Source organism: Acinetobacter sp. YH12156 (genome assembly GCF_013418235.1).
In the GTDB taxonomy this organism is placed as follows: Bacteria; Pseudomonadota; Gammaproteobacteria; order Pseudomonadales; family Moraxellaceae; genus Acinetobacter; species Acinetobacter pseudolwoffii.
Genome location: NZ_VPCL01000001.1, coordinates 441,395 through 459,918, shown reverse-complemented (window position 1 = coordinate 459,918; position 18,524 = coordinate 441,395). Strand labels below are relative to the sequence as shown.

Genomic DNA, 18,524 nt, shown 5'->3' with positions numbered 1-18,524 from the left:
AAGTACAGTGATTAAGGTCTGGGCTGGATATTCACCAAATTGTGTTTTTGATTCAGGTCATAATAATTAATTACAAACATCAGCAAGGCAAATAGAAAACCGAGTGCTACACAGGCCGGCCAGCCATAGATTTTCCATAAACTTAAAGACAGAAATGCACCAAGCCCGGCACCAGAAAAATAACAGGTCATGTAGATGGCATTAATACGCGAGCGGGCTTGGACTGAAAGCCGATAGACCAGATTCTGGTTGAGTACATGTAAAGATGAAATGCCAAAATAGGCAATCATCAGGCCCAGAATATATAACCATAAACTGCGCTGTGCAAAAGCCAGAGGAATCCAGGCCAAAATCAGTCCAGCTGTCGCGAGCTGTGCCAGCCACTTCTCCCGATGGCGGCCAATCATTTTCCCCGTCCATTGTGAAGACCAGATCCCGATTACCCCCACGACGCCCATCAGACCAATCTGGAAGTCATTAAAATGGTAGGGTGCTTCTGCCAGAATAAAAGTCATGGTGGTAAAAATGATGCTCAGCATTCCAAAACCCAGACCGCCGATAAGACTCCGTCGCATCAACATCGGTTCGGTCTTGGCAAAGGTAAATAAGGAATAATAGATCTGTAAAATGCTCATCTGTAACTGGCTTTTCGCTTTGGGTAACTGATACCACATCGCAATACTTAAAAGTAAAATGGCGCAACCACTTAATAAGTACACGGCATGCCAGGACCATAAGGTAGAAATCATTCCTGATACAGTTCGGGCAAACAGGATGCCGACCAATACACCACTCATCAGCAGACCGACCACTTCAGAACTTTTTTCTCGCTGAGACAGGTTGGCAGCAAAAGGAATCAGAATCTGGGTGCTAATAGAACAAAATGAGGCAAGCAGGGTAAAGCCATACAGCATCTGCAAATTACTGCTGGCAGACAGTCCGATCAGTGCCAGGCCGGTACAGCACATCAGGCTACAGATATATAAACGCTTTTCAAATAAATCACCCAGAGGCACAAACAAAAACAGACCGGCTGCATAGCCAATCTGAGTCAGGACCACTGTCCAGCCAGACTGCGCCACACTTATATTTAAGTCCTGGGCAATCGAATAAATTAGTGGCTGATTAAAATAGTTACAACCCGCGCAAAGTGCGCAGGTCATAGCCATCATAAACATAAATTTTCTTGAAATTTGCCCTTGGGCTGACATCCTTGTCTCCTAAGGCTTTAGAAACTATAAGTCGCTGATAAATTTACACGAGAAACGTCTGCTTCTTGATTATCAAAAGTTTCACGCTTGCCTTGATGATATTCAGCACCCAGATTGATATTTGGCACTGGAGAATAAATCACGTTAGCAACATAATCCGTTAAACGTTTATTGGTTGCGGGATTTGCACGTGCATAATCACTAGAATCATCAAAATCAACAATGCTGGCATTAATGCTACTACGCAGTTTTGGTGTGAATTTATGCGTGAAGCCGATATTTAGACTATTAAACTCATTCAGTAAAAGTTCATTGTTTGTTGGATCGACAGAATAGTCTCCACCCAAAGCTGAACCATCAGCAGTTGAACCTTGGATTAAAAAGGCTGCAATACGTTGGTCACCGACCATATGGAAATAGTTACCCTGGATCGAGTTTTGATCATCGAAACGGTAGCGGCCACCTAGACCCACACCCCAACCTACTTTGTCGATATCACCCGCTGTATCAGTTTGCGCCTGCTTTTGATTGACAAAGCCTTGAGCTAATACATGCAGCGGACCTGATTGATGAACATATTTAGTGGTTAAAGCAGGCAAGGCAGAAGAACGATCACCACCGGCCATGTACTCCAGACCGACATTCCAGGTATTTTCCGGATCAAGTTTGAAAGCATAGCTGACTTGAGGCGTACGTAGAACTGATCCACCTAGCAATAAACTGTAGTCGACAGCTTCAGTACTAATTTCCGGTGTCGACATTAATGACCAGGCCTGACCAAAAGTCCAGTTATAATATTTTAAATGGGCATGACGAACACGTAATCCACCGTCACCTTTACCATTGCCGGTCCAGAAGTCAGCTTCTAAACGAGCTGAAACATTAGGATTGCCACCTAGATCTTTGGCCAGGAAACCGATACGGCTGGCTGCTGCAGTAAAATCGGAACGTACAGAGCCTGAATCAACAAGATCTTTATTAATTTGGTTAATGGTACGGCCACGATCTTTGGTAGTACTCTTAAAGTCAATCGCACCATCAAGACGGATCAAGCCATAAACATCGACATTATCCACCATCGAACTCAAGGTTTTAGAGTCTTGTGCTTTGGCTTCTTCCTGCTGGTTCTTTAAGGCAAGTTGCGCTGCTTTTTGCTGTTCCAGTTCGGCCTGGATTTGCTTTAACTGTGATTCTAAAAACTGCATCCGGTCTTCAGATGCTTCTGCTGAAAATGTCTGTGCTGAAGCAATGCCACATAGTGTCGCTAAAACTAATTTTTTCATTTCTTAATCCCTAAAGAAATTTTCTGATATCTAAAAAGGAAAATCTTTCCTTGTCGTTGCTCTTATTGCTAAATGCAGAAATTTTGACTTTTAAATAGTGAATACGCGATCAGTTCAACCCGACACATCCTGATCAGATCAAAGCATATGGATTCGATATTAAAGTCATGAAATTTGGATTCAGGAGAGCCGTAAATACACAGCTCTCCTGATTTAAAACTTATTCTGCTTTTTGCGGATCGTATAAACGGTCTTTAATAAACAGGGCTGGAATCAAGCCGCACAGGAAGTATGCTGCACCCATCACCATCAAGCCTGTACCAATCGAACCTTGCATCGCCAGATAGCCAATGGTAATTGGCGCGAAGATCGCACCGATACGGCCAATGTTGAACGCACCGCCTACGGCAGTACCACGAACGCCAGTCGGGAAGCTTTCAGTTAAATACGTTGCATTAATGGCATAAGGAATACCATACAGGAAGCCGAAGATCAGCATGAGAACGCCAATGTTATCGGCGGTATGCATATACACTACGACAGGAATAAATAGCGCTGTTCCCATGGTGCCGAAAGCAAATACGATACGGCGACCAATTTTGTCAGCCACATAGCCTGCAATGATTTTGGCGAACATCATGGTGATAAAGGTACCTACCATGTATAACGCCATTTCTTTAAACTTGATGCCTAGTTCAGCTTCAAGATAACTTGGCAACCAGTTACTTACACCGAAGTAACCGAATAGCAGGAACCCGGAGCTGAAAGACCAAAGGATGAACATCTTGCCATGGGTTTTATCTTTAAGAATGGTGATATATGGATTGCCTTTTTTGGCATCATTATCCACGATCTGACCAGTTCTTTTCATTTCACGGACACGTTTCCATGACTCTGGTTCTGGTACCATGAAATGCATGAGGATACCTAAAGCCAATGGAGCAATCGTGATCCAGTACAGCATACGCCAGCCGAATTCAGGAATAATCCAGCCTGAAAGCATGGTGATGACCAGAGAACCTAAAGTGAAACCGGTCATTAATGTTGCCAGTACGGTGGTACGGTATTTAGTCGGTACGTATTCTGACATCAGGGTATTACAGGCAATATATAAACAGCCTAAACCCAAGCAAGAAAGGGTACGTAGAATTGAGAATTCGGTATAAGACTGAGCAAAACCTGAATAGGCAGATAAAATTGAGAAGGAGATGGTTGCTAATACGATGACACGTACGCGACCGAACTTGTCACAGGCCCATCCACCGACAAAGCCACCAATTCCCATACCCAAAAGAGAATAACTTCCCAAGGTGCCAGCCTGTACAGAAGTCAATCCCCATTCCGCTTTCAGACTGGTCAAACTAAAAGCCAGAATACCAATGTCTGCACCGTCACATAGTAAAATCAAAAAAGCAAAGACAAAGGCTGTCATCCACAGGCGTTTAGGTGCCTGTTTGACAGTGCCGTCGGAGGAGACTCCCGTTTTAGTTTCCTCAGCTACGATGGTATCGCTTGTCATTCTTATATCCTCTATAAATTAAAAGTAGCATTTCCTCTGCTACCGCTAAATCCATTTTTCTTCCTCTCGGAAAAGTGTTTTTCCTGATCTAAAGTGTCCGTTTCTGTTCGGTTCAGCCAACTCAACAATCAGGTTAAATCTGATTTTTCAGTCCTATACGGGTAAAAAATCATTGAACGACGAAGTATCTTTATTACGTAAATTAATTTTTAGTTTCGCTATAAGGTTAATAATTACTTAAATGAATAGCCAAATTTAGCCTTAAATAATTAATTCCGTATTGCGAAATCAATTAATCATAAAATAACCAACTGAACAAGAGTTTTTACTCTATTTTTAGTAAAAAATAACTTTTTTGAATTTTGGAGTTAAAAATCCTTGATTTATGCCCTTAGAAACCGTAGTTTTATATAAAATAAAATTTCGCTATACAAAATAAATGGAGATTTTAATGGAACAGGTAGTTCAAGTAGAGCAAATCTCGACACATGTGGCGATGGTCAAGATCCATCGTCCAGAAGCTAAAAATGCCCTGAATACAGAAGTACGTCAGAAACTGGCTGCGGCTTTTCTGCAATTGAATGACGATGAAAATATCCGTGCCATTATTCTCACTGGTGGTGAAACCGATTTTGCTGCAGGTGCTGACCTTAAAGAATTAGCCAATGCAGAAACTATCCAGATGATGCAGCGTCGTACTGAGCGTTACTGGCAAGCCATTGCACAGTGTTCAAAGCCGGTGATTGCAGCAGTAAACGGTTATGCATTGGGTGGTGGCTGTGAACTGGCAATGCATGCAGACATTATCATTGCCGGAAAAAGTGCCCAGTTCGGTCAACCTGAAGTCAAAGTAGGGGTGATGCCAGGTGCTGGTGGTACACAGCGTTTATTCCGTGCCGTGGGTAAATTCCATGCGATGCGTATCATCATGACGGGTTGCCTGGTTCCTGCGCCAGAAGCTTATCAGATTGGCCTGGTGTCTCAAGTAACTGAAGACAGCGAAACCCTTGCAACAGCAATCAATATGGCTGAAGGTTTGGCAAAAATGCCGCCAATCGCGCTTGAACAAATCAAGGAAGTGGCTTTACTGGCTGAAGATGTGCCACTCAATGCCGGCTTAATGCTAGAACGTAAATCCTTCCAGATGCTGTTCTCTTCAGAAGATCAAAAAGAAGGTATGCAAGCCTTTATTGAAAAACGTAAACCAAATTATCAGGGACGATAAGCATGAGCATTCAAATTCAGAAAATCGGTATTATTGGCGTAGGTACCATGGGTGCAGGCATTGCCCAGATCGCAATTCAGTCCGGCCATGATGTGGTGTTGTTTGATGCCAAAGCGGGTGCTGCTGAACAGGCACAGGAAAAGCTGGCTAAAACATTAAATACCCTGGCTGATAAAGGTAAATTCAGCCATGAAAAAGCTGCTGAAGATCTTGCTCATTTATCCATTGCTCATCAGATCGAAGACCTGAAAGATTGCGATTTAATCGTTGAAGCGATTATTGAAAATCTGGAAATCAAGCAAAAACTGATGCAGCAACTGGAAGGTATCGTAAAACCGGAAGCAATTCTGGCATCCAATACATCTTCACTGTCAATCAGTGCGATTGCTGCCAATTGCAGTCAGCCGGAACGCGTTGCCGGTTATCACTTCTTTAACCCGGTTCCACTGATGAAAGTGGTTGAGGTCATTGAAGGCTTTAATACCCGTGCTGATATTGTGGATGCGCTCACTCAGTTATCTACGAAAATGGGACATCGCCCGGTAAAAGCCAAAGATACCCCAGGGTTTATTATCAACCATGCTGGCCGTGCTTTTGGTAGTGAAGCGTATGCGATTCTAAATGAAAATGTCACGCCATTTTATGACATTGACCGTATTTACCGTGACGGGATCGGTTTCAAGATGGGACCATTCGAGTTAGGCGATCTGACCGGCATGGATGTATCGCATCCAGTAAGTGAATCGATTTATCACCAATATTATGAAGAAGCGCGTTACCGCCCAAGTGTGATTACCCGCCAGCGTTTTATTGCCAAACAATTAGGCCGTAAAACTGGTAAAGGTTTTTATGATTATACCTCGGGTAGCAAAGTAGGTGATGTCGCTCCAACACTGGTTGAAAAACTGGATCAATATCCATCGGTTTGGCTAGGTACAGAATATAGCGAAGACCGTCAAGCGCTTGAGCAATATCTACAGCAGTTCAACATCCAGATCGAGCAGACTGACGCACCTTCAGCAGATGCTTTAATTTTAATTGCGACTTATGGTGAAGATGCCACTTCAGCCGCAGTCCGTTATCAAGTGTCTCCGCAGCAAGTAGTCTGCATTGATCTGCTTTACGGCTTAAATAAACACCGTACTTTGATGCCAACGTTTGTGACCAAAGCTGAACTGGTTCATGCAGCACAATCGATTTTCAATCTGGATGGTGTGACCGCGAGCACAATTCAGGAAAGCGTCGGCTTTGTGGCCCAACGTGCTTTGGCTATGATTGTGAATCTTGGCTGTGATATCGCCCAGCAAGGTGTAGCAACCGTAGAAGACATTAATGTTGCCGTGAAATTAGGCCTTGGTTATCCATACGGCCCAATTGAATGGGGCGATGTATTAGGCGCTGAAAAAATTCTGAAAATTTTAGACCGCATGACTGCGATTACTCGTGACCAGCGTTACCGTCCAAGTCCTTGGTTGCGCCGCCGCGTTCAGCTCGGTTTACCTCTTGTTCATACTACACATTAATTAAAAAGTTAAAGGAATAACACTCATGTTAAATGCCTATATTTATGATGGTTTACGTTCTCCAATCGGTCGCCATGCAGGAAGCCTGGCAACTGTACGTCCAGATGATCTGGCAGCAACAGTCATTAAAAATCTGCTAGAAAAAACCGGTATTCCGGCAGCAGATGTAGAAGATGTGATCTTTGGTAGCACCAACCAAGCCGGTGAAGACAGCCGTAATGTGGCTCGTTTTGCAGCATTGCTTGCAGGTATGCCAGTGACCGTTCCAGGTCAAACTGTAAACCGTCTTTGTGCTTCAGGCCTGGGTGCTGTGATCGATTCAGCACGTGCCATTACCGCAGGTGAAGGCGAACTGTATATTGCAGGTGGTGTAGAAAGCATGACGCGTGCACCGTTTGTAATGGGTAAAGCTGAAAGTGCGTATTCACGTGATGCCAAAATTTATGACACCACCATTGGTACACGTTTCCCGAACCGTAAATTCACCGATCAGTTTGGCGCGCACAGCATGCCAGAAACAGGTGATAACGTCGCTGAAGAGTTTGGCATTACGCGTGAACAGGCAGATACTTTTGCTGCTGCATCACAAGCGAAATATCAAGCTGCAAAAGAAGCAGGTTTCTTTGAGGGTGAAATTACCCCGATTGAAGTTTCACAAGGGCGTAAATTACCGCCTAAATTAGTGACTGAAGATGAACATCCACGTCCATCTTCGACATTTGAAGCATTATCCAAGTTAAAACCGCTTTTCGAAGGTGGTGTTGTGACTGCAGGTAATGCATCAGGTATCAATGACGGCGCTGCAGCACTGATTATCGGCAGTGAAAAAGTTCAGGAACAGTATGGTTTAAAACCTTTAGCACGTATCCTGTCTTCTGCAGCCGCTGGCATTGAGCCACGCATCATGGGTGCGGGTCCAATTGAAGCGATCAAAAAAGCCGTAAAACGTGCGGGTTTGACGCTAGATGATATGGACATTATCGAGATCAATGAAGCATTTGCTAGCCAGGTATTATCTTGCCTGAAAGGTCTGGATGTGGCTTTTGATGATCCGCGTGTGAATCCAAACGGTGGTGGTATTGCGATTGGCCATCCATTGGGCTGTTCAGGGGCGCGTTTGGCCTTAACCGTTGCGCGTCAATTACAGCGTACTGGTAAAAAATATGCTGTGATCAGTCTGTGTATCGGTCTGGGTCAAGGCCTGGCGATGGTGATTGAAAACCCTGAAGCTGCATAACAGCTTTAGTCATCGTATTAATGCCATGTATAGATGATATGCATGGCATTTTTTATTGGCTATTTATATAGAAATAAAAATCCCTGCAAGTGCAGGGATTAATTTAATCAGCTTAAGGATTATTTACGGCTAGTGACCAATAAAGTTGCGGAGCCAAAAGCATAAATTTTACCGTCTTTATCGACAATTCGTCCTTCTGAGGTTAGCACATTGCGTCCGATCCGGATTACTTCACCAATGGCAGTATAAGTTTCACCATTTTTCATGGCTTTGAGCATTTTGACGTTCAGGTCAATAGTGGAAAAACTCACGCCAGCATCAACTGTGGTATGCACTGCTGCACCGGTTACGCTGTCCAGAACAGTGGCGCAGAATCCACCATGAATACCACCTTGCAGGTTGAAATGACGTTCATCTGGATAAACTTCATATTCCACATAGTTTTCACGGACTACACTGAGTTTCATGGGAATGAGTTGTCCCATCGCTGAGCCAGGTAATTCGCCATTTTTAATTGCGGTTAGATATTCAAGTCCATTCATTTGTGCTGTAGTCATATAGCTTCCCTTTAATAAAATATTTCGCTTTATGAAATAATATTCTGTTTTTCTAAAATTATGATATAACAGATAGTGATCGAAATGCTATATTTTTCCAGGATGGAATGATGACAATAAAAAATCTCGTTACAGCTGCTGAATGGCAGGCACGCTGTGAACTGGCTGCGCTTTATCGCATTATTGCGCATTATCGGATGACCGACTTGATTGATACCCACATCAGTTTAAGAGTCCCAGATCAACCAGACTGCTTTCTGATTAATCAATATGGTGTCGCATTTGAAAAAATGCGTGCCTCAACGCTGGTAAAGATTAATCATGAAGGGCAAGTGGTAGAAAGCTATGAACAAGACAAGCCAGTCAATATGGCGGGATTCGTGATTCACTCTGCAATTCATGAAACACATCCTCATCTGAACTGTGTCATTCATACGCATACCGCGGATGGAATTGCTGTTTCTGCACAGAAACATGGACTTCTCCCAATTTCCCAGCACGCCATGAAGTTTTATCAGCATGTGGCCTATCACGAATATGAAGGCGTTGCGCTTTCAACTGATGAGCAGGAGCGTCTGATTCAGGACTTAGGCAGCCATCGCGCCATGATTTTACGTAATCATGGCCTGTTAACGGCTGGGGAAACCATTGCACGAGCTTTTCATGAAATCTATTTCCTGGAACGCGCCTGTCAGGCACAGGTCAAGGCCTTAAGTGGCGGTGCTGAATTGCATTATCCAGCAGAAGAAGTCCGAATTAAAACAGCTAAGCAGTTCGCCAGTCCTCTTATTGAACCGATTTTACAGCGTGCCTGGCAGGCCGCTTTGTCCCTGATTGAGCATCAATATACGGAGTATGCATCATGATTGTTATTTCCAGTTCTGTACCAAATATTGAAGCCATTCTGGTCAAGTCTTTTCAAAAATATGCGCCTGCTGGAAGTTTCTGTACAGTGGACAGCCCTGAAGCTGAACAGGCAACCACAGTTGCTGCCTGGTTTCCAGATCTGGAAAAAGTGCAGCAGCTACCAAAGCTTGGCCTGATTCATTCGATTGCTGCTGGGGTAGAACATTTAAACTTAAATGCTGTACGCCCGGATCAAGCCGTTTGCCGGGTACTGGATCCGCATCATCAAAAAGGCATGTTTGATTATCTGCTTTGGGGCGTGCTGTATTTTCAGCGTTATTTTGACCGCATGATCCAGCAGCAAAAGCAGCAGCTATGGAAGCAGTATCGCCAAAGCTATAGCCATCATATCCAGGTCGGGATTATGGGACTGGGGCATATGGGCGGATACGTAGCAGAACGCTTTGCTGACATGGGCTATCAAGTCTCTGGTTGGTCGAATTCCCCAAAAGATATTAATCAAGTTAAAAGTTATGTGGGCCAAGAACAACTTTCCGAGTTCCTGGCTCAAAGTCAGATTCTAATTAACCTGCTACCACTCACCGAAGAAAATGCCGGGATTCTTTCTGCTGAATTATTTCAGCAACTACCTGAACAGGCAGCTTTGATTCATGTCGGGCGTGGCCAGCATTTAATTGAACAGGATTTATTGAATGCACTGGATTCTAGTCATCTGCGTGGTGCAATTGTTGATGTCTTTGAGCAGGAACCATTACCTGCTGACCATCCATTCTGGCAGCATGAAAAAATTGTGGTGACACCACATGTTGCCTCACATGCCCCAATGTCTGTGGTGGTAGAGCAGATTCTGGAAAATGACCGCCGCTTAAATCAAGGCCTGGATTTGTGTCATCAAGTGGATGTCAATAAAGGCTATTAATTGTAGGGATACAGACAAAAAAATAAGGAAATTGATGATGTGGGAAATGATTCAAACCCAGATTCAGCAAGGCGTCGCGACTTTAAGTTTTAACCGTCCAGATTCACTGAATAGTTTCAACCGGCAAATGCATGAGGAAGTCCAGCAAGTACTGAAAAGCTGGAATACGGATTCAGGTATTCGGGTGATTGTGATTCGGGGTAATGGCCGGGCATTTTCAGCAGGACAGGATTTAAAAGAACGTGCCGGACAGCTCGGCAATGTACCTTTGCCTCCCGAAGGTTCGCTAGCCAAATATTATAATCCTTTGATTAATCTGATTCGTAAAAGTCCCAAACCGGTGATTGCAGCGGTAAATGGTGTGGCTGCCGGTGCAGGGGCCAATATCGCACTGGCTTGCGATCTGGTCATTGCCAAGGAAAGTGCCAAATTTATTCAAGCCTTTTCAAAAATTGGCTTAATTCCCGATGCCGGCGGTACCTGGATGTTGCCGCGTTTAATTGGTTATGCACGCGCTATGGCATTAACCTTACTCGGTGAACCTGTGCATGCCAAAGAAGCAGCTGAAATGGGCATGATCTGGAAAATGATCCCTGATGCAGAATTTGATGCTTATATCGATGAACTGGCACAGCGACTGGCACAACAGCCGACCTATGCACTGGCCTTAACCAAACAGGCTTTGCAACGCAGTGCTGAAAATAGCATGGATCAGCAACTGGAGCTTGAACAAAATCTGCAATACTTGGCCTTGAGTAGCCAAGACTACAAAGAAGGTGTGCAGGCCTTTGTCGAAAAACGCCCCGCACAATTTACCGGACGCTAAGGAGAGCATTCATGAACATTCAAACACGTATTACCGAGCTTTTAGGCATTCGCTATCCGATTATTCAAGGCGGCATGATGTGGGTCGGTACCGCAGAAATGGCCAGTGCAGTCTCCAATGCGGGTGGCTTGGGAACACTGACTGCATTGACTCAGCCCACACCTGAAGCGCTGACCAAGGAAATTGCACGTTGCCAAGAAATGACCGATCAGCCTTTTGCGGTGAATCTGACTTTATTACCCGCTGTAAACCCACCGCCGTATGCTGAATATCGACAGGCCATTATTGAAAGTGGGATCAAGATAGTAGAAACGGCAGGCAACAAGCCGCATGAACATATTGAAGCCTTTAAACAACACGGCATCATCGTGATTCATAAATGTACCTCGGTCCGTCATGCACTTTCAGCACAAAGAATCGGTGCGGATGTGATCTCGATTGATGGTTTTGAATGTGCTGGTCATCCGGGTGAAGATGATATTCCTGGGTTAATCCTGATTCCTGCAGCCGCTGATCAACTTACTGTACCGATTGTGGCCAGTGGCGGTTTTGCTGATGGACGCGGTCTGGTGGCAGCACTTGCTTTAGGTGCTGAAGGCATCAATATGGGGACACGCTTTTGTGCTACTCAGGAAGCGCCGATCCATCCAAACATTAAGCAGTTTTATGTCGATAATGATGAACGGGCAACGCATCTGCTTTATCGTCAGTTCAGGAATACGGCCCGTGTTGCGAAGAATACCGTATCTGATCTCGTCGTTAAAATGAGTGAAAATCCAAATCTGGAATTTGAGCAGATTCGCCCTTATGTCAGTGGCTTAAAAGGCAAGCTGGCTTTGGAAAATGGTGATATAGATGCTGGTGTACTGACTGCAGGTCAAGTGATGGGGTTGATCCATGACATTCCAACCTGTCAAACGCTGATTGACAATATCATGCAAGAAGCAGAACAGATAGTTCAGCAACGTTTGGCTCAGTTTTTCCCGCGCTAGATCGATTTATTTTGATCATTTAATAAAAAGCCATTCATTACCGAATGGCTTTTTTATACCAAAGTTTTAATTTTTTAAATGTGATTTTTTATGTCATGACTAGATTTTATCCATGAACTTATATTATATTTGACCTAAAACATAATTTCGTATTATGAAATTAATTGTCATAAATACACAAATTAGAACTCATACAAGGGAATTACGATGAGAAATTATATTGCGCCATTAAAAGACATGAAGTTTGTCCTGAAAGATCTGCTCAATGTTGAACAGAAATACGAAGGCTATGCAAAGTTCGCAGACAAAGTTTCTATGGATATTATGGAACAATATCTGGAAGTCGCTGCGGACTTTTGCCAAAACGAACTTCTACCAATTAATGCCACAGGCGACCAGCAGGGCTGCCGTTTGCAAGATGGCGTCGTAACTACACCGGATGGTTTTAAAGCTGCTTATGACAAATATGTAGAACTTGGCTTTACCTCATTAACTGGTGATGAAAAATATGGTGGCCAAGGCTTCCCGACTTTATACCGTATTGCCATTTCAGAAATTATTACCGCGACCAACTGGTCTTGGGGCATGTATCCAGGACTGTCTCATGGTGCGATGCGTACCTTAGAGCATCATGGTAGCGACGAACAGAAACAGAAATTCCTGGTACCTTTAATTGCAGGTCGCTGGACCGGAACCATGTGTTTAACTGAATCACATGCCGGTTCTGATCTGGGCCTGATCCGTACTAAAGCGGTGCCAAATGAAGATGGCAGCTATAGCATTAGCGGTGAGAAAATCTTTATTTCTGCAGGTGAACATGACCTGGCTGAAAATATCGTGCATATTGTATTAGCACGTTTACCGGATGCGCCTGCCGGCACCAAAGGTATTTCACTATTTATCGTGCCTAAATACAATCTGGATGAAGCTGGAAATGTGGCTTCTCGCAATGGCGTGGTGTGTAGCGCGATTGAACACAAGATGGGTATTCATGGCAATGCGACCTGTGTACTGAATTTTGACAATGCTAAGGGTTTCCTGATCGGGCCTGAAAACCGCGGCTTGAACTGCATGTTTACCTTCATGAACTCTGCGCGAATTGGTACAGCCATTCAAGGTTTGGCTGCAGCTGAATCTTCTTATCAGGGTGCACTGGCTTATGCCAAAGATCGTCTGGCGATGCGTTCACTAGAAGGTGCGAAAGAGCCAAACCTGCCTGCAGATCCAATCATTGTGCATCCAGCAGTGCGTAATATGCTACTGACTCAAAAGGTATTTGCAGAAGGTTCACGTGCCTTGGCTTATTATCTGGCGACTTATGCTGATATTGCTGAAGCAACAGATAATCCTGAAGAGAAAAAAGCCGCAGAAGACCGTCTGGCATTATTAACCCCAATTGCCAAAGCCTTAATGACCGAAACAGGTGTAGAAGCAGCTAAACACGGTATGCAGGTCTTTGGTGGTCACGGTTACATTGCTGAACATGGCATGGAACAGATTGCTCGTGATGCACGTATTGCCAGCCTCTATGAAGGCACCACTGAAATTCAATCAATCGATTTACTGGCGCGTAAAGTGCTGGGTTCGAAATTAGGTTTGTTGACTGCCTTAACTGATGAAATTCAAGGTTTTGTGAAAGAGCATCAGCAACATGCCCAGTTTAACCAGCAGGTTGCACAAGTGAGCCAGCTGACTGAGCAATGGTTAGAATTAACCAAAACCATTCAGGCCCAGGCACAACAGTCTGCCAATGAAATCGGTGCGGCATCTGTCGATTACCTATATTTCTCTGGTTATGTAGTGTCTTCATATTTATGGCTGAAAATGGCAATTACGGCGCAGCAAAAAATTGAAGAAGGCAATACTGATCCCTTCTATGCAGCGAAGATCAAAACGGCACAATTCTTCTTTGCACGTGTTTTGCCAAGAACTTCAACTCACGTTGCCAATATTCAGGCCGGTGGTGAGAGCCTGTTCTTGCTTGCACCAGAAGAGTTTAAATTCGATTAATCCTTTTACCCACGATCAATCTCTCGATCGTGGGTCTTTTTAAATTTCTACTTTTTTATCCTGCACAATATTCAATATCGATGGGTACTTTTCAGTATTGCATCGGCCATAAAACAACAAGATCAGGAGTCTATATGGATTTAGACACGATTACTCGACAATGTCCTTATGGTGATCTACAACTGCCTTATCATGAAGTTGGACAGAAATCCTTATATCCCACCATTATTCTGATTCATGGTACGGGTGGAAATACCGACAAGCATTTCAGCTATATTTTCCCCATGCTCGGTATTCATCAGCGGGTTTTATCAATTGATTTACATACTCCAGATAAAACCGATCTGGCAGTGACTGATTTTAGTCAGCAAGTTGAAGCACTGATCCAGCATGCAGTAGCAGCTGATGAAGCGATTACTGTGGTGGGTTATTCACTCGGTGCCGTAATTGCTGCACAAGTAGCCGCGAGTCTCAAACAGCGTGTAGCACGTTTAATCCTGTTGGCCGGTTGGGCAAAAACCAGTTCGGTGCAACAACTACGGACCACGATCTGGCAACAGTTATTTAATGATCAATCTGCGGCATTGCCACATTTTGTGAATTATTGCCTGTATAGCGATGACTATCTGTCAGCCCGTTCTGAAAAACAGGTGCTCGATCTGGCACGCTTTGTAAAGCTTTCCCAAGATGCAGCCAAACAGCGTGAACTGAATTATCGCATTGATATCACTGCCATCCTGCCGGATATTTCTGCGGAGACTTTGATTGTGGCTTGCCGTGAAGACCGTATGGTGCCTTTAGCCCAAGCAAAATTACTCTTTGCTTCGATTCAGAACAGCCGCTATATCGAAATTTCTTCAGGACATGCAATTCATATTGAAGCACCAGCGGAAGTGGTGCAATTGATCAACCAGTTTAGCCAGCATCCAGAACAGTATCCAGCGAATCAAAAAATCCAGCCCATGATGCCTTAAAAAGGAGAAAAATAATGCAAGCTCAAGGACAGCGCAGCAAGATTTTAATTGTAGGCAGCGGTTTTGGTGGCCTAGGAATGGCGATCCGTCTTAAACAGCAGGGCATTCACGATTTTAAAATCATTGAACGTGCCGCAGAAGTGGGCGGAACTTGGCGTGATAATACCTATCCCGGCGTCGCCTGTGATGTACCGTCACATTTATATTCTTTCTCTTTCATTAAAAATCCCAACTGGTCTCGTGTCTTTCCGCAAGGGGCAGAAATTCAGCGTTATTTGATTCAATGCTGCGATCAGGAAAATATTCGGCCACATATCGATTTTCAGACTCAACTGGAAAAAGCTAGCTGGAATACCGAAAAACGTAGCTGGAATATTCAGACCTCTAAAGGTGTTTATGAAGCGGAATTTTTAATTACAGCAACCGGGCATCTGGCAGATGAACATCTTCCGCAAATTCCAGGACTGGAAGAATTTCAAGGTCAGGTGATGCATTCTGCACGTTGGAATCACGAAGTTAATCTGGATAATCAGCGCGTGGTTGTCGTAGGTTCAGGCGCTTCTGCTATCCAGCTTGTACCGGAAATTGCCAAAATAGCAAAAAATCTGACAGTTTTGCAACGCAGTGCACCGTATATTTTGCCGCGACCAGACCGACCTTATTCTGAGTCAGAAAAACAGCTTTTCCGCAAAGATCCGGACAGTATGTCAACCTTAAGACATTCCTTGTTTTGGGGTAATGAATACAATTTTGCCCAGCGCCGTAATCTGAAAAGCCAGATTGAGCGGGTCAAGAAAAACTGCCTGCAATTCTTAAAACATCAGATTTCAGATCCTGAATTACAGCGCAAACTTACGCCGGATTATGAACCTGGTTGTAAGCGCTTATTGCTTTCTAATGATTATTATCCGACTTTTCTAAAACCAAATGTCACACTTGAAGACTCAGCATTGGCAGAAGTTACGAAAGACGGGGTATTAAGTCAGGATGGAAATAGATTTTTTGCAGATATCATCGTATTTGCCACCGGATTTGAAGCGGCGCGTCCACCCTATGCCGCAAAGGTAGTCGGTAAACAGGGTTTAAGTCTGGAACAGCAATGGTCCAGCGGTATGCAGGGTTATCAGTCAACGACCGTACACAACTTTCCAAACTTGTTTATCCTGAATGGTCCCAACACCGGAAGTGGGCATAATTCAGCGCTTTATTTTCTGGAAACCCAGTTTGATTTGATTCTAGATGCCTTGCAGTTTTTTGAGCAGGAACAGATTCAGGTCTTTGAAGCGGATCAGAATGCTGAAAATAGCTATATGCAGGAGCTACAGCAGCTTTCCCAAGGTAGTGTCTGGTTATCGGAAAGCTGTAAAAGCTGGTATCTGGACCCGGTCAGTCGCAAGCTGACTTTGGTCTGGCCGGATTATGCTCATTCATTTAGGGATAAAAATCAGCATTTTATTCGTAGCGGTTATCACTACCAGTATGTTGAATCGAGACAGCAGAAAGTGGTTTAAAATATTTAATTAAAATCAAAATCTTATGGTTTAAATGATACAAAATAAATGTAAATCCAGGATAGGAGTATAGTCATGAGCAGTCAGCCATGGATGGAAGAATATAAAAAGTGGAATATCAATCCGGAGTTTACCCGGCCAGATCCTGAGAAAACCCTGAGCACGACAATTGCTGAGAATTTGGTAAAATTTCAGGATAAAACCGCATTTATCTATCTGGATCGTAAATTCAGCTATCACGATATCGATGTGTATAGCCAGAAACTGGCAAGCTATTTACAGAGCCTTGGGCTGACTGCTGGCAGCCGTATTGCGGTGATGCTGCCTAATATTATTCAATATCCAATTGCTACTTTTGCCATTATTCGTGCGGGTTATGTGCTGGTCAATGTCAATCCCATGTACACCCAGCGCGAGCTCTATCATCAACTACAGGATTCAGGTGCAGAAGCCTTGATTATCCTGGGACAGACTTTAGAGCAATTAACAGCACTAGATGAATGTCCTGAACTCAAATATGTCATTTCGACGCATCCGCTGGATTTTATTCAAGAGCAGCCAAGTGCTATTTATAGTCAGGCAGCACAATATCCAGATAAACAGTTTTCTGACTTTAAACAGGCAATAAATCAGGTAGAGATTATTGAGTTTGAACCGCCTGTACAGCATCAGGAAGATACGGTCATTCTGCAATACACGGGAGGAACCACAGGTGTTTCTAAAGGTGCTGAACTGAGTCACCGTAATATTCTATTTAATATTGCCCAAAACAGTACCGTATTTATCAGCCATTTTGGTGACCGCTATGCCGCTGAAAATGAATATGTATTCTGTGCTTTGCCACTGTATCACATTTATGGATTTACCATCTGCCTGTTCAGTTATGGTTTAAGCCGTGGTTTTGCCAATGTCTTGATTCCAAATCCGAGAGATCTGGATGCTTTGGTGGATCAATACCAGAAACATCCACCGACCGTTTTTCCGGGTGTGAATACCATGTTTAATGCCTTGGCCCATCATTCACGTTTCCGTGAGCTGGATCATTCACGCCTGAAAACTACAACGGGCGGAGGGGCATCTATTCTGAAAAATACGGCAGAGTTATGGCATGAGGTCACAGGCTGCCAGATTTATGAAGGCTACGGACTTTCTGAAACCTCACCAACTGCAACTTTTAACCCGCCTTTAAGCCGGCGATTTAGTGGCACGATTGGCTTGCCATTGGCAGGAACTGAAATTCTGATTCTGAATGATGAAGGAAAACCTGTAGAGCTTAATCAGGCTGGAGAAATAGCCATACGTGGTCCACAGGTGATGAAAGGATACTGGCAGCAACCCGAAGCAACAGCACAGGTATTTACCAAAGATGGATTCTTCTTGACAGGTGATATCGGTTGTATGGATGAGCAAGGCTATATCACCATTCTGGATCGCAAAAAAGACATGATTCTGGTGTCCGGATTTAATGTTTATCCCAATGAGCTGGAAGGCGTACTGTCCAAACATCCTAAAATACTGGAATGTGCAGTGATTGGTATTGATGATGAAAAATCTGGACAGGTACCCAAGGCATTCATTGTGAAACAGGATGCCAGCCTCACCCAAGATGAAGTCTTGACTTATCTAAAGCAGCAACTGACCAGTTATAAACTGCCCAAATATATTGAGTTTGTGCCTGGATTACCAAAGTCTGCGGTAGGTAAAATTCTACGCCGTGAGTTGCCTCGTACTGTTCAGTCGAGTGCAAAAGCCTGCTAAGGAATGATCTAATGCATTAGATTTAAAAAAAGTGGTGGTTCAATTGGCCTAGGCTTCCTGATTATGGGCGGTGCCTATTTCTTATGTGGAGCAGTGTCCGGGATTTTCATTA

Annotated in this window: 15 protein-coding genes; 11 read left to right on the top strand and 4 right to left on the bottom strand. The window is 43.9% G+C overall.

What is annotated here, in order from left to right; translation table 11 throughout:
* Positions 1-11: 11 nt before the first annotated feature.
* The 3 genes from FTU87_RS02340 to FTU87_RS02330 form a co-directional block, all read right to left on the bottom strand.
* Positions 12-1,211, bottom strand: coding sequence for an MFS transporter (locus tag FTU87_RS02340; RefSeq protein WP_180096615.1), 1,200 nt, complete (start codon positions 1,209-1,211; stop codon positions 12-14).
* Positions 1,212-1,228: 17 nt separating this feature from the next.
* Positions 1,229-2,494 (bottom strand): DcaP family trimeric outer membrane transporter, encoded by a 1,266-nt coding sequence (locus tag FTU87_RS02335; RefSeq protein ID WP_180096614.1) that lies wholly within the window; start codon positions 2,492-2,494, stop codon positions 1,229-1,231.
* A gap of 220 nt (positions 2,495-2,714) precedes the next feature.
* On the bottom strand, positions 2,715-4,013 hold the full coding sequence (locus tag FTU87_RS02330) for an MFS transporter (protein ID WP_180096613.1): 1,299 nt from the start codon (positions 4,011-4,013) through the stop codon (positions 2,715-2,717).
* Between the two features lie 451 nt (positions 4,014-4,464).
* Between FTU87_RS02330 and FTU87_RS02325 the strand changes: the two genes are divergently transcribed.
* The 3 genes from FTU87_RS02325 to FTU87_RS02315 are packed head-to-tail and all read left to right on the top strand — an operon-like array spanning position 4,465 to position 7,998.
* On the top strand, positions 4,465-5,238 hold the full coding sequence (locus FTU87_RS02325; protein WP_180096612.1) for an enoyl-CoA hydratase: 774 nt from the start codon (positions 4,465-4,467) through the stop codon (positions 5,236-5,238).
* A 2-nt stretch (positions 5,239-5,240) separates the two neighbouring features.
* A complete protein-coding gene (locus FTU87_RS02320; RefSeq protein WP_180096611.1) occupies positions 5,241-6,761 on the top strand; it encodes a 3-hydroxyacyl-CoA dehydrogenase in 1,521 nt (506 codons plus the stop codon).
* Between the two features lie 25 nt (positions 6,762-6,786).
* On the top strand, positions 6,787-7,998 hold the full coding sequence (locus FTU87_RS02315; protein ID WP_005235695.1) for a 3-oxoadipyl-CoA thiolase: 1,212 nt from the start codon (positions 6,787-6,789) through the stop codon (positions 7,996-7,998).
* A gap of 119 nt (positions 7,999-8,117) precedes the next feature.
* On the opposite strand, the gene FTU87_RS02310 is transcribed toward FTU87_RS02315, so the two are convergent.
* On the bottom strand, positions 8,118-8,555 hold the full coding sequence (locus tag FTU87_RS02310) for a PaaI family thioesterase (protein WP_125278511.1): 438 nt from the start codon (positions 8,553-8,555) through the stop codon (positions 8,118-8,120).
* Positions 8,556-8,665: 110 nt separating this feature from the next.
* On the opposite strand from FTU87_RS02310, the gene FTU87_RS02305 reads away from it, so the two are divergent.
* The 8 genes from FTU87_RS02305 to FTU87_RS02270 all read left to right on the top strand — a co-directional run bounded on the left by FTU87_RS02305 (position 8,666) and on the right by FTU87_RS02270 (position 18,412).
* Positions 8,666-9,421: a class II aldolase/adducin family protein gene (locus FTU87_RS02305; RefSeq protein WP_180039939.1), complete on the top strand. Its 756-nt coding sequence runs from the start codon at positions 8,666-8,668 to the stop codon at positions 9,419-9,421.
* Entirely contained in the window at positions 9,418-10,341 is a 924-nt protein-coding gene (locus tag FTU87_RS02300; protein ID WP_180039941.1) for a glyoxylate/hydroxypyruvate reductase A, read from the top strand. Before FTU87_RS02305 ends, FTU87_RS02300 begins: the two co-directional genes overlap by 4 nt.
* A 37-nt stretch (positions 10,342-10,378) precedes the next feature.
* Positions 10,379-11,167 (top strand): enoyl-CoA hydratase-related protein, encoded by a 789-nt coding sequence (locus FTU87_RS02295; protein ID WP_180096610.1) that lies wholly within the window; start codon positions 10,379-10,381, stop codon positions 11,165-11,167.
* Between the two features lie 11 nt (positions 11,168-11,178).
* A complete protein-coding gene (locus tag FTU87_RS02290) occupies positions 11,179-12,159 on the top strand; it encodes a nitronate monooxygenase family protein (RefSeq protein WP_100328628.1) in 981 nt (326 codons plus the stop codon).
* 207 nt (positions 12,160-12,366) lie between these two features.
* Positions 12,367-14,169 (top strand): acyl-CoA dehydrogenase C-terminal domain-containing protein, encoded by a 1,803-nt coding sequence (locus FTU87_RS02285; protein ID WP_180096609.1) that lies wholly within the window; start codon positions 12,367-12,369, stop codon positions 14,167-14,169.
* A gap of 134 nt (positions 14,170-14,303) precedes the next feature.
* Positions 14,304-15,143, top strand: a complete 840-nt coding sequence (locus FTU87_RS02280) for an alpha/beta fold hydrolase (protein ID WP_180039949.1) — start codon at positions 14,304-14,306, stop codon at positions 15,141-15,143.
* A gap of 14 nt (positions 15,144-15,157) precedes the next feature.
* Positions 15,158-16,654, top strand: coding sequence for an NAD(P)/FAD-dependent oxidoreductase (locus FTU87_RS02275; protein WP_180039951.1), 1,497 nt, complete (start codon positions 15,158-15,160; stop codon positions 16,652-16,654).
* Positions 16,655-16,729: 75 nt separating this feature from the next.
* Positions 16,730-18,412, top strand: a complete 1,683-nt coding sequence (locus FTU87_RS02270; RefSeq protein ID WP_180096608.1) for an AMP-binding protein — start codon at positions 16,730-16,732, stop codon at positions 18,410-18,412.
* Positions 18,413-18,524 lie beyond the last annotated feature (112 nt).

What these genes read in the sequence shown, in the direction of transcription:
- FTU87_RS02325 (WP_180096612.1), top strand. Translation starts at nt 4,465, where the DNA reads ATGGAACAGGTAGTTCAAGTAGAGCAAATCTCGACACATGTGGCGATG.
- FTU87_RS02295 (WP_180096610.1), top strand. Translation starts at nt 10,379, where the DNA reads ATGTGGGAAATGATTCAAACCCAGATTCAGCAAGGCGTCGCGACTTTA.
- FTU87_RS02290 (WP_100328628.1), top strand. Translation starts at nt 11,179, where the DNA reads ATGAACATTCAAACACGTATTACCGAGCTTTTAGGCATTCGCTATCCG.
- FTU87_RS02300 (WP_180039941.1), top strand. Translation starts at nt 9,418, where the DNA reads ATGATTGTTATTTCCAGTTCTGTACCAAATATTGAAGCCATTCTGGTC.
- FTU87_RS02305 (WP_180039939.1), top strand. Translation starts at nt 8,666, where the DNA reads ATGACAATAAAAAATCTCGTTACAGCTGCTGAATGGCAGGCACGCTGT.
- FTU87_RS02275 (WP_180039951.1), top strand. Translation starts at nt 15,158, where the DNA reads ATGCAAGCTCAAGGACAGCGCAGCAAGATTTTAATTGTAGGCAGCGGT.
- FTU87_RS02320 (WP_180096611.1), top strand. Translation starts at nt 5,241, where the DNA reads ATGAGCATTCAAATTCAGAAAATCGGTATTATTGGCGTAGGTACCATG.
- FTU87_RS02335 (WP_180096614.1), bottom strand. Translation starts at nt 2,494, where the DNA reads ATGAAAAAATTAGTTTTAGCGACACTATGTGGCATTGCTTCAGCACAG.
- FTU87_RS02310 (WP_125278511.1), bottom strand. Translation starts at nt 8,555, where the DNA reads ATGACTACAGCACAAATGAATGGACTTGAATATCTAACCGCAATTAAA.
- FTU87_RS02270 (WP_180096608.1), top strand. Translation starts at nt 16,730, where the DNA reads ATGAGCAGTCAGCCATGGATGGAAGAATATAAAAAGTGGAATATCAAT.
- FTU87_RS02285 (WP_180096609.1), top strand. Translation starts at nt 12,367, where the DNA reads ATGAGAAATTATATTGCGCCATTAAAAGACATGAAGTTTGTCCTGAAA.
- FTU87_RS02330 (WP_180096613.1), bottom strand. Translation starts at nt 4,013, where the DNA reads ATGACAAGCGATACCATCGTAGCTGAGGAAACTAAAACGGGAGTCTCC.
- FTU87_RS02340 (WP_180096615.1), bottom strand. Translation starts at nt 1,211, where the DNA reads ATGTCAGCCCAAGGGCAAATTTCAAGAAAATTTATGTTTATGATGGCT.
- FTU87_RS02315 (WP_005235695.1), top strand. Translation starts at nt 6,787, where the DNA reads ATGTTAAATGCCTATATTTATGATGGTTTACGTTCTCCAATCGGTCGC.
- FTU87_RS02280 (WP_180039949.1), top strand. Translation starts at nt 14,304, where the DNA reads ATGGATTTAGACACGATTACTCGACAATGTCCTTATGGTGATCTACAA.